At 59.7% G+C, this 11,019-nt stretch carries 11 protein-coding genes and 1 pseudogene; 6 read left to right on the forward strand and 6 right to left on the reverse strand.

The features are described 5' to 3' along the window. Positions 1-203 precede the first annotated feature (203 nt). Together J5M56_RS23290 and J5M56_RS23295 are read left to right on the forward strand one after the other, a co-directional pair. Complete coding sequence (locus J5M56_RS23290) at positions 204-1,397, forward strand: hypothetical protein (RefSeq protein WP_207937869.1); 1,194 nt, start codon at positions 204-206, stop codon at positions 1,395-1,397. Further along, the gene (locus J5M56_RS23295; protein WP_207937870.1) at positions 1,390-1,605 is read left to right on the forward strand and encodes a hypothetical protein; all 216 of its coding nucleotides are present in this window, start codon (positions 1,390-1,392) and stop codon (positions 1,603-1,605) included. The genes J5M56_RS23290 and J5M56_RS23295 overlap by 8 nt, the downstream gene beginning before the upstream one ends. A 106-nt stretch (positions 1,606-1,711) precedes the next feature. Here the strand turns inward: J5M56_RS23295 and J5M56_RS23300 are convergent, their stop codons facing one another. Beyond that, positions 1,712-2,851: a hypothetical protein gene (locus tag J5M56_RS23300; RefSeq protein ID WP_207937871.1), complete on the reverse strand. Its 1,140-nt coding sequence runs from the start codon at positions 2,849-2,851 to the stop codon at positions 1,712-1,714. A gap of 399 nt (positions 2,852-3,250) precedes the next feature. Beyond that, positions 3,251-3,631: pseudogene (locus J5M56_RS23305) on the reverse strand (DEAD/DEAH box helicase); the annotation flags it as partial. Positions 3,632-3,747: 116 nt separating this feature from the next. On the opposite strand from J5M56_RS23305, the gene J5M56_RS23310 reads away from it, so the two are divergent. Then, positions 3,748-4,167 (forward strand): hypothetical protein, encoded by a 420-nt coding sequence (locus J5M56_RS23310; RefSeq protein WP_060479469.1) that lies wholly within the window; start codon positions 3,748-3,750, stop codon positions 4,165-4,167. Between the two features lie 24 nt (positions 4,168-4,191). Next, positions 4,192-5,061: a cation diffusion facilitator family transporter gene (locus J5M56_RS23315; protein ID WP_060479462.1), complete on the forward strand. Its 870-nt coding sequence runs from the start codon at positions 4,192-4,194 to the stop codon at positions 5,059-5,061. 1 nt (position 5,062) lies between these two features. Here the strand turns inward: J5M56_RS23315 and J5M56_RS23320 are convergent, their stop codons facing one another. Continuing rightward, positions 5,063-5,890 (reverse strand): DUF6515 family protein, encoded by an 828-nt coding sequence (locus tag J5M56_RS23320; protein WP_207937873.1) that lies wholly within the window; start codon positions 5,888-5,890, stop codon positions 5,063-5,065. 391 nt (positions 5,891-6,281) lie between these two features. Here J5M56_RS23320 and J5M56_RS23325 point away from each other — a divergent pair, with 391 nt between their 5' ends. Together J5M56_RS23325 and J5M56_RS23330 are read left to right on the forward strand one after the other, a co-directional pair. Then, a complete protein-coding gene (locus tag J5M56_RS23325; RefSeq protein WP_016712159.1) occupies positions 6,282-6,758 on the forward strand; it encodes an Lrp/AsnC family transcriptional regulator in 477 nt (158 codons plus the stop codon). Positions 6,759-6,799: 41 nt separating this feature from the next. Further along, a complete protein-coding gene (locus J5M56_RS23330) occupies positions 6,800-7,003 on the forward strand; it encodes a DUF2788 domain-containing protein (protein WP_060479464.1) in 204 nt (67 codons plus the stop codon). Here J5M56_RS23330 and J5M56_RS23335 read toward each other — a convergent pair. The 3 genes from J5M56_RS23335 to J5M56_RS23345 form a co-directional block, all read right to left on the reverse strand. Beyond that, positions 7,000-7,635: a pseudouridine synthase gene (locus tag J5M56_RS23335; RefSeq protein ID WP_243430872.1), complete on the reverse strand. Its 636-nt coding sequence runs from the start codon at positions 7,633-7,635 to the stop codon at positions 7,000-7,002. The genes J5M56_RS23330 and J5M56_RS23335 overlap by 4 nt on opposite strands. A 6-nt stretch (positions 7,636-7,641) precedes the next feature. Continuing rightward, positions 7,642-9,105 (reverse strand): AMP nucleosidase, encoded by a 1,464-nt coding sequence (gene amn / locus J5M56_RS23340; RefSeq protein WP_207937874.1) that lies wholly within the window; start codon positions 9,103-9,105, stop codon positions 7,642-7,644. Positions 9,106-9,189: 84 nt separating this feature from the next. Further along, on the reverse strand, positions 9,190-10,842 hold the full coding sequence (locus tag J5M56_RS23345; protein WP_207937875.1) for an acyl-CoA dehydrogenase family protein: 1,653 nt from the start codon (positions 10,840-10,842) through the stop codon (positions 9,190-9,192). Positions 10,843-11,019 lie beyond the last annotated feature (177 nt).

Here is an 11,019-nt window from a genome sequence, read left to right on the forward strand (position 1 = left end):
GTCGGTCGGTCGGTCGGTCGGTCGGTCGGTCGGTCAGTCGGTCGGTCGGTCGGTCGGTCGGTCGGTCGGTCGGGATTGGGATTCGCTGAGCAGGTATCAGTCAACACCTACTGGAAAGATTCTGGCGGGTGGAGGAGCTGCCCCCTGGGGGGTGTAAGAGAGCGGTAGTCGGACGGCTACTCAAACAAAAATGGAATCAAATCTTGAACAACAGCGCGACACGTCGGGATAGTTTCAAAACGGGGGCAGTTGCCCTCGCCCGCTCCACCGGTCTTTGGATTAAGAAAACCTTCTTAGCCCTGTGCCTGCTTGTCGGCACCAGTTACGGTTCCATGATCATCGCGCTGCTCAGCATCGGGAGCGCGGCCATGATTTCCGTGATGAGTGGTGACATCAAGGCTGAGTACACCGCCACTCACACATGGGCTCAGTTCTTCCAGACCGAGTACCTCTGGCCTTCGATCATCTTGTCGATCGCCGCCGTGATCGCGGTGTTCTTGCGTGAAGTCGGGGTGGTAACCTCCACGCGAAAGAAAGAGAAGGAACTGCAGGATCGTCTGACCACCATGCCGCCCAAGCAGTTTCTAGCGGCCTATAGCGATGCTGTGATCGACATCCGGTTCCTTTTTGAAAGCCAAGCGCAGGATGACTCCCAGCCAATGAGCAAGCAGAGCCTGGCAAGCGACATCCGCGTGGTACTGACCAAGATCCTCGTGCTCGCCCAAAACTGGGACAGTGCACCCACCGAGACGTACCGCGCCAACATTATGATGGTGGAACTGGATAAGGACGTCATCCGTAACAAATTCTCGCAGCAGGTGAACGAGAGTCCGTTCTTCCTGTTCAGCTCGAACATCGATGCACGCTTGGACAATGCTGACGGCATCCTGCATATCACCGATCTCGAACTGTCTACCTCTGTTGGAAATCAAGACCTTGCGGATCCGGATAACGAGATCCGCCCGATCTGCTTCCCCTTCAAAATCGACACGTCCGACCATGCAAAGTCCCACCCTAACCTGCCAGGTGGGCCAGTGGCCGTCTCCACCAACGAGTCACAATACATTCAAGATTCCCGCACCCATTTTAAAGAGTGGCTGGATGACGAGGCCCGTCAGAACCCTCATGTGACCGAGCACTACAAGACGACCATTGGGAAGTACTACAACACTCACCGGTACGCGACGTCGATTCTCTCCATCCCATTGGCGCCAGGCGACGACACCAAAACCCCAATTGGATGTCTTAACATCTATAACAATAAGGCAAACATCCTAATGGGTGATAGCCGCAATGCACAGTTCGTCCAGCTACTGCAACCGATTTGCGCGTATTTACATGATATGATATTATTATACCGTGCATTTATTGACATGGAGGCAAGTGAACATGAATGAACTCGCCGCTGCTGTAGTAATCACCGAAGAATCGGGTGAAGCTAAAGTCTGCGCCTCCGCTGCTTTGAAGCACAGAGCATTCGCGAAGATTTACAGTGGCCGGATGTCTCGCGATGAGCTCAGGGCTTCTATGCTGGCCAAGGCTAAAGATGTAGTAGAAAAGGGTATCGGAACCCTTGATATCGTTACCGTAGTCGAGCACCGATAAGGGCTCAGCCGCTCCCCGCTACCACTTGAAAGCCACCGCGAGGTGGCTTTCTTGTATCTGCTTGCCCTCGGGGCATAAGCCAAAGCCTGACAAATCAAACTCTGACTTACTTGGAGTTGAAGCTAGCTTTTAGTTGTTCCATAAGCCCCAGCACGTGATCCGTCATTTCACCACGGAATATCTCTGAGTAGCTTATTTGAACAAATCCAGGCTCGACGCTAGCCGTGAATGCCTTATACAAAAAATAGAAATCATTTTCGTATTTCTTGATAAAAGGTATGGTCATGGCGCCTTTCTCAGTCTTGTAGTTTATCAGGAAGCAAAGGAACTGCCCCCTAAACCTCAACTCATCGACATCATCTTCAACCGTTGTTTCTTCAAAGCGTGATATAGGCGCGATCGTGAATGTTCGATCATTAACAGGAACATACTCATCGAAATCCTCATCAAACTGCAACTCCACACTTCTGATCTTTAAGTCCTCCCCTTTATATTCGGACTTAATCAGGCACTTTGGAAAATCGACTTGCAACATCCCCTCAGCGTCAAGTTCCGCATCCGCAAAGGCATAAACGATGTTAGATATCTTTTGAAATCTTCCATCATAAAATGCCACTACCTCGTAGCCACCTCCGAACAGACTCGCGATCGACTCCGACTTAAACTTGTTCTCAAACTCACTCTTTAAATGACTTGCAAACTGTTCGAGAGCCATGCAGGTGCCATGCACCACAATGTTTTCTTCAAGAACGTCAAATGCATGTGGTGGGTAATCTTGGTAATGCGCTTTTACGTGCTCAGCACCAGACCCGCCAACCCACAGCTCAAAATTCTCATTGCGGGGCCCACGTTCCGCATAAACGTTAGATATGAGGATTTCATCGTCCTCAACACTCAAAGCGATTATTCTGATCTTTTTACTATCAATTGCATCGTCGGCAAGTACTGCATCCGAAAAGCGCTTCCCCGTCAATACAGGGTGCTCATCTGCTAGCCTCTCGATAAGCCGTACAACCGCCTGAATCGATCGTACATCCCCGGCGAAAGCTACAGCGAAGTGATCGTTCACCACGAGAATTTTTTGGCACAAACCAGCCACGGCGTGAGCACGTAATGCAGGACTTCCGGCATCAGGCTTGAACGATGGGATTTGCGATGGACGAATTCTCTTATTAGAGCTGGTAAGCAGAATGTCAGCCTGAAGGAAACCACCCTCCTTCAACTTGTAGCCCGAGATCATCGTCATGTGCAGATCCTTATGCGTGGGGGATGGCTAAGGTACAACACCATCATAGTGACCCCAAAGTCATTTCTGTGACTAACAACTGCGAAATTGATCCATCACCTAGGACACCGTTTGGGTACGCGCTAGGGGCCGAAGCTGTGCTGTCTGCTGATGAGTGTCTACACAGGCCAGTATGAGGTGGCATCGTTGAACTCGGGGCTGGTGGAAGACGTAACGAAGCAATCCGGATTCGAGACCTTGGCACCTACCGGAGGTGGGATTGGGGTTCTCGCCAGGTTGGTCAGGGAGGGACAAGCGATAAGAAGTCTGGGGAGATGGCCTGGAGGGCGGTCATTTGTGGCAGGAGAATGTCCTGCACTTTGACAAGACTCCAGTGTATTTCGGTGAAAATGGCAAAACGTGAAACTCGTCGAATATCAGCAGACCAACCCCTTCGAGTGCCGGGTCAGCCTGCAACCGCCGAGTCAGGATGCCCTCGGTGACCACCTCAATGCGCGTCTTTGGCCCCACCTTGCTGTCCAGGCGAATGCGATAGCCCACCGTCTCGCCGACCTTTTCCCCCAGTTCGCTGGCCAGGCGTTCGGCCGCAGCCCGCGCGGCCAATCGGCGTGGTTCGAGCATGAGGATGGTCTGCCCCGCTAGCCACGGCGCATCGAGCAGCGCCAGTGGCACCCGAGTGGTCTTGCCGGCCCCCGGAGGCGCTTCGAGCACGGCTTCGTCGCGGTTTTCCAAGGTTTCGCGCAGGGCGGGCAACACGGCATCGATCGGTAATGAAATCATGGTGGTCCTCGAACAGTGTGGCGAGTATAACGGCGAACCCAGCCTGCTCTATCATGGTCTTAGCAGCAGGTGCTGGCGCATCGCTTGCCCTGCTGAACACCTTTTCGGAGATTTACATGCGCATCCCATCCCGCGTCATTGGTGGCGCCCTGATCGTCACCCTGCTGACCCAGCTGACGGCCTGCGGCACTATTTTCTATCCAGATCGCCGTGGCCAGATCGGCGGCAAGATCGACCCTGTGGTCGCCGCCATGGATGCTATCGGCATCCTGTTCTACGTAATCCCCGGCCTGATTGCCTTCGGCATCGATTTCGCCACGGGCGCCATCTACTACCCCGGCGGCCGGACGGCCCAGATCGACCCGGTCAAACTGCGTGATGCCGTAAGCCCTGATGGCAAGGTCGACAACCTCAAGCTGCAGTCCATCGTGCAAAGCGAGCTGGGCCAGCGCCTGCCGCTGGATGACCCACGGCTGATCCAGCACCGCGGCAGCTTAGAGCAGCTGGCGGCCTTGGGCCTGGTTCCTGCGGCCTAAATCGCACAAGGACATCACCTGAACATGATTACCGCCGCCGAACACCAGCGCCTGCTGCGCCTGGCAACACGTGCCTCACTGGCCGTGGCCAGCATCTTGGTGGTCAGCAAGGCCGTGGCCTGGTGGCTAAGCGGCTCGGTCAGCCTATTGGCGGGGCTGACCGACTCGGCACTGGATGCCGTCGCCTCGTTCCTCAACCTGCTTGCCGTGCATTACGCCCTGCGCCCAGCCGATGACGATCACCGCTTCGGTCATGGCAAGGCCGAGGCCCTGGCCGGCATGGCCCAGGCGCTGTTCATCGGGGTCAGCGCGGTGCTGATCGGGGTGCAGGCGGTCGAACGCCTGCAAGACCCTACCCCGCTGGGCAATACCAGCATCGGCATCGCCGTGATGCTGCTGTCGCTGGTACTCACCGTCGCCCTGCTGGCACTGCAGCGCAAAGTCATCCGCTTGACCGGTTCCACCGCCGTGCGCGCCGACTCGCTGCATTACCGCTCTGACCTGTTGCTCAATGGCAGCATTCTGCTTGCCCTGCTGCTGGCCCGTTTCGGCTGGCCGCAACTGGACGCACTGTTCGGGCTGGGCATCGCGCTTTACATCCTCTGGAGTGCGCTGCAGATCGCCCGCGAAAGTACGGCGATTCTCATGGACAAGGAATTGCCCACCGACATCGGCGAAGGGATGGTCGACCTGGTAATGGGCATCGCTGGGGTCAAAGGTGTGCACGACCTGCGTACACGAATGTCCGGCAACCAGTGGTTCGTGCAACTGCACCTGGAGCTGCCAGGGCAGCTGCCACTGCATGAAGCCCATGAACTGTGCGTGCAAGCTTCAGAGGTAATCCGCCAGCGTTATCCGAAGGCGGATGTAATGGTGCACGCCGACCCGGTATGAGTCAGTTGACGCTGTAGCCGCGGCCGCTGAAGCAGGCGCTCAGTGCCCGGCGGTAGTTGCTGGCCACCTCCACAGGCGGGGCATAGGGTGCTGTGGCTGGATCGAACCCGGACTGGCTTACGGCCCAGCGGTGGCACTGATAGCGGTCCTGGTCTTGTTGTTCCTGCCCCTGCCCATACATCGGATAAGCGACTACATCGTAACCGTTGCCGGCCACAGGCGTTGCGGGCAGCGGTGCGGGCGCGGCAGCGGGCGGGTTGACCACCACATACTCTTGGCTATCGGCCAGGTACTGGTAATAGGTATCGGCGACCAGGAAGAACAGCGCGCCCCCCAGCCACACCTCCCGCGCATAGGCCGGCAGGTAATTGACCCTTACGCCGTAGGGTGGCCTGACCACAACATAACTGCCGCCGTGGGGGCGATACCAGTAGCCACCGGAGTAGAAGTAGTCGTTGCCGCGGTACGGCACCTTCCAGTAGCGATCCGGAAAATGATCCACAGTGTGCCCTGGACGATACTGCGGGCCGGGGCCCCAGCCATTGCCGTGGCCATCCGGGCGCCCGTGCCAGTCACCGCCCGGCCGTTGGCCAGGGCCACCGGCTTGCCAGTGGCGATTGTCACCGTTGCGCCGCGGGATGTCCTGATAGTAGCCCTGGCGCGGGGGCTGAGTCTGCTCTGCAGCATCACGCGAATTCAGCGGCCGGCCAGGGCCGCCCTCGCCGCCCTCGCCGTCATGCCACTGGCCAGGGCCTTCGGCCAAGGCCGCATAGCTGATGCTCAACCCCAGCAAACCAACACCTGCCAACTGCCAGATGCGCGACTTCATGTAGTTCCTCACGGTATCCAAAGCGCCATGCTGCCAGTCTACCGCGCTGGTGCCACAGGCAGATGAAATCGCGGCCATGAAAAAAGGGAGACCGATGGCCTCCCTTTGGGAATTGTCGTCCGTGCTCGGCACTTGTGGTGCCGGCTCACCTCACAGTGTCTTCTGAACGCTGCGTAGCCCGGGGGCCTGCTGATCCTGTTGGATGGCTGGCCGCGACCGCCCGCCTAGGGCGCGTCGCCGTGGACTGATGTCCGGGCAGTGATTCTGTAGGTAACTATAGGGGAGCCGGCAAAGCAGAGGATTGCGAAGATTGCTCAGATAAATAGCACTTGCGCAATTTTTAACCCTGGATTGATAATTCACCGCAATCCGAACAGAAAAGGGCTTTTTCATGAGCAAACTTGACCGGTACGACCTGAGCATTCTCGCTGAACTGCAGCGCGACGCGCGCATTTCCAACCAGGAGCTGGCCGAGCGCATCGGCCTGTCGCCATCGCCATGCTCGCGTCGGGTCAAGCAACTGGAAGACGACGGCTACATCTCACGCCAGGTCGCACTGCTTGACCGCAAGAAGCTCGGCCTGAGCCTCACTGCCTATGTGTTGATCGGCATGGACCGGCACACCCCAGAACGCTTCGAGACGTTCGAAGCCGCCATCCGCAACTTGCCCCAAGTGCTCGAATGCAGCCTGGTAACTGGCATGGATGCGGATTATCAGCTCAAGGTGGTGGTCCCCGACATGGACCACTACCAGAAACTGCTGCTCGGTAGCCTAACCCGCATCGAAGGCGTGACCAGCGTGCGTTCGAGCTTCGTACTCAATCAGGTACTGGCCAGCACCGAGATGCCGTTGACCCACCTTCGCTGATCGCCCCTACAACCGACGCCCCGCCTGCCTGGAGAACACCGATGGATCCCGCCGTATTCGAAGAGTGGATGATGATCGTACTGGTCACCGTGCTGATCGGTTTCATGGGTTTCATCGTCTGGGACTTGGCAAAAAAGTCCAAGGCAGGGCGCTTCGGCACCCTCATCCTGTTTTTCGTGCTTGGGCTGGGGGTGCTGGCGTTCATTATCAAAAGTGTGGTGGTGGCGTTTATCGAGGGGGTCTAGCGCGTAAGCTTAGGCGCCACTTCTCGCCAGCAGCCCTGCTCGAGCCCATCCAATGCCCAGTCACCGATACGCACTCGCACCAGGCGCAAGGTAGGCAACCCCACCGCCGCCGTCATGCGTCGCACCTGGCGGTTACGCCCTTCGCGGATCACCAACTCCAACCAGCAGGTCGGCACGCTTTTCCGAAAACGCACCGGCGGATTGCGCGGCCACAGCTCGGGCTCGGCCAGCCGGCGCGCTTGGGCGGGCAACGTCGGGCCGTCATTGAGATGTACGCCATCACGTAGACGCTGGATCTGCTCTTCGCTCGGCTCGCCTTCCACCTGCACCCAGTATGTCTTGGGCAGCTTGTGCTTAGGGTCGGCAATGCGCGCCTGCAGCCCGCCATCGTTGGTCAGCAGCAGCAACCCTTCGCTGTCGCGGTCCAGGCGACCGGCGGGGTAGACGCCAGGGATGTCGATGAAATCCTTGAGCGTCGCCCGCCCCTCACCGTCGCTGAACTGGGTCAGTACGTCAAAGGGCTTGTTGAACAGTATCAGGCGTGGCTCGGCCGGTGGCGCCTTGGCCTGGCGACGGGGGCCAGCAGGCCGCGCCGGGGGGCGGCGCGGCTTGGAACGGGGTGGCAGTGGCATGGATCCTCAGCGGAACGGCGGCTCATCGAAGCTGCGCAGTTTACGCGAGTGCAACGAATTGAGCTCGGTGCGCAGCAAGTCCAGCGCGGCGATGCCGATCTTAAGATGCTGGCTGACGGCACGGTTATAGAAGGCGTTGGCCGAGCCTGGCAGCTTGATTTCGCTGTGCAAGGGCTTGTCGGAAACGCACAGCAACGTGCCGTACGGCACGCGCAGCCGATAGCCCTGGGCCGCAATGGTGCCACTTTCCATATCCACCGCCACCGCGCGGGAGAGGTTGATCAGCGGGCGTTCCTGAGCCCAGCGCAGCTCCCAGTTGCGGTCGTCGTAGGTGAGCACGGTGCCGGTACGCAGGCGCTTTTTGAGCTCTTCGCCACGCTCGCCGGTTACCTGTGCAGCAGCCTCCTGCAGGGCCAATTGCACCTCTGCCAATGCCGGGATGGGGATATTGGGCGGCACCACGCGATCGAGGATACCGTCACGGCGCATGTAGGCGTGGGCCAGTACGTAGTCGCCAATGGTTTGCGACTGGCGCAGGCCGCCGCAGTGGCCGATCATCAGCCAGCAGTGCGGGCGCAGCACCGCCAGGTGGTCGGTGATGTTCTTGGCGTTGGATGGGCCAACGCCGATGTTGACCAGAGTCACGCCATCACCGTCACCGGCGATCAGGTGATAGGCCGGCATCTGGTAGCGGTGCCAGACCACGCTGGCCACCAGGGCCTGCGCTTCACCGTGGTCCATGCCCTTCTCGATCACTACGTTGCCCGGCAAGACCATGCGCACGAAGCGCGGGTCATCGCGCAGTTGATCAAGCCCATGGCTGATGAACTGGTCAACGTAGCGGTGGTAGTTGGTCAGCAGAATCCATGGCTGCACGTGGCGCCAGTCGCTGCCGGTGTAATGCACCAGGCGCCGCAGCGAGAAGTCCACACGTGCGGCATCGAACAACGCCAGCGGCAGGGTTTCGGCACTGTCCCAGTCGTGCAGGCCATCGGCAATATTGTCGGTGGCTGCCGACAGGTCGGTGCTGGGGAATACCCGCGCAAGTTCGGCGGCGGTGATGCCACTGCCGGCCAGCTCATCGCCCTGGTCCACCACGTAGGGGTAAGGAATGTTCTGCTCGCTGACGCCGACTTCCACGGTCACCGTGTAGTCATGCATCAGCGGGCGTAGTTGCTCCAGCAGGTAACCACGGAACGCTGCTGGCTGGGTGACGGTGACACTGTAAGTACCAGCGACCTGTACCTTGGCATAGGCGCGGGTGGTGGCGGCTACCTCGCCGTGGCTGTAATAGGTCAGGCGCAGTGCCGGGTAACGATAGAGGGCGCGCTCATCGGCATCGGGCTCGGTACGGTCCTTCAGGTAACGCTTGAGGGCCTGGCTCAGGGCCCCGGTGGCCTGTTCATGCAAGGCCGCCAGACGATCGACGGCCTGTTCGGGGGTATCTACGACTACAAAAGCTTGGCTCACACTGGGCTTCCTGTCTGGACATGCATGTCAGCCATCTTGCCTGCCTTTGTGTCTAAATACACCCCCGATGCTCAAGCGCGCTAATCAACTCGGCCAGGCGGGCGTCGACCGTGCCAACAGGGCCTGCACATCGATGCCACGGGGCAGTGCGCCGTACACCCGCCCGCCCCCGTTCAGACGGCTGGCGATGAAGGCATCGCTGACGGCGGCGTTGCCGGCTTCCAGAAGCAACTTGGCCTGCACTGCCAAGGCAATATCCTCGGTAAGCTGCCGCGCCCTGTACTGGATATCGCCGGTATCGGCGAACGCTCCCTTGAGGTTGCCAATATGCGCGGCCAGGCGGGGGTCACCATGCCCGTCCCCAAGTTCGGCGAACAACGCATCGAGCACACCGCCTTCTTTGGACAACGCGCGCAGCACATCCAAGCATTGCACATTGCCAGAACCTTCCCAGGTCGAGTTGACCGGCGCTTCGCGGTACAGCCGTGGCAGAATGCTGTCCTCGACATAACCGGCACCGCCCAGGCACTCAGCGGCCTCGTTGATCATCGCCGGCGCCCGCTTGCAGATCCAGTATTTGCCAACTGCCGTGACCAGCCGGGCGAAGTGCGCCTGCTGGGGGTCATCGAGCTGCTCCAAGGCCTGCCCCATGCGCAAGCTCAGCGCCAATGCCGCCTCGCTTTCCAGCGCCAGGTCAGCCAGCACGTTCTGCATCAGGGGCTGCTCGCTGAGCGCTCGGCCACCGACCTTGCGATGGGCGCAATGATGTGCGGCCTGGGTCAGGGCCTGACGCATCAGGGCGCTGGAGCCGACCATGCAATCGAAGCGGGTCATCGCGACCATTTCGATGATGGTCGGCACCCCGCGCCCCTCCTCGCCCACCATCCACGCCAGGGCGCCGCGAAACTCGACTTCGCTGGAAGCATTCGAGCTGTTGCCCAGCTTGTTTTTAAGGCGCTGGATATAGAACTGGTTGCGGCTGTCGTCAGGGCGATGGCGTGGCAACAGGAAGCAGCTCAGGCCCTTGTCGGTTTGCGCCAAGGTGAGAAAGGCATCGCACATCGGCGCCGAACAGAACCACTTGTGCCCCACCAGTTCGTAAGGCTGGCCGGGGCCAGGGCTGCCCACCGGGTATGCGCGGGTGGTATTGGCGCGCACGTCGGTGCCGCCCTGCTTCTCGGTCATGGCCATGCCGAGGGTGACCCCGGCCTTGTGCCGGTCACCGACATTGCGTGGGTCGTACTCGCAGGCGAGGATCTTTGGCAGCCAGTATTCGGCCAATTCCGGCTGCAGCCTGAGGGCGGGCACGGCAGCGAAGGTCATGGTCAGCGGGCAACCGGTGCCGGCCTCGGCCTGGCTGTGCAGGTAAGTCATCGACGCACGCGCTACATGGGCGCCTGGCCGGGGTTCAGCCCAAGGCAAGGAAGGCAGGCCATGCTCGACGGCAGTGCGCATCAGTTCGTGATAGGCAGGGTGGAACTCCACAAGATCGATGCGGTGGCCATAGCGGTCGTGGCTTTGAAATTGCGGTTTGTGCGCATTGGCCAGGAACCCCGCAGCCATCAGCGGCCCGCCCGCCAAGGCACCATAGGCATCGATCCGCGATTCGGCCCACCCGGCCCCAAAGCGCCGCGACCACTCTTGCAGCGGCAGGTCGAGGCGGTACAGGTTGGCACCGTCGAGTGACGGCGGTTGATTGGTGACTTCGTGGGTTTCAGCGTACTGGTGCAGGTTCATCGGGAGCTCCTGGATCCGGGCATGCCTGAAAGGCCCAGTGAAGCACTCCCTGAGGGGCAGTCAAAGTGGCAATAATGACTAAACAGGTGGCAGGGTGAATGAAGGGCTCCGAGGGCTTGCCGCAACATCTTTGGCGCCTGCGGGATCGAGCGCCGCCCGCGCGGCGCATCGCGAGCT

The organism is Pseudomonas sp. 51_B (assembly GCF_017491595.1).
In the GTDB taxonomy this organism is placed as follows: domain Bacteria; phylum Pseudomonadota; class Gammaproteobacteria; order Pseudomonadales; family Pseudomonadaceae; genus Aquipseudomonas; species Aquipseudomonas promysalinigenes.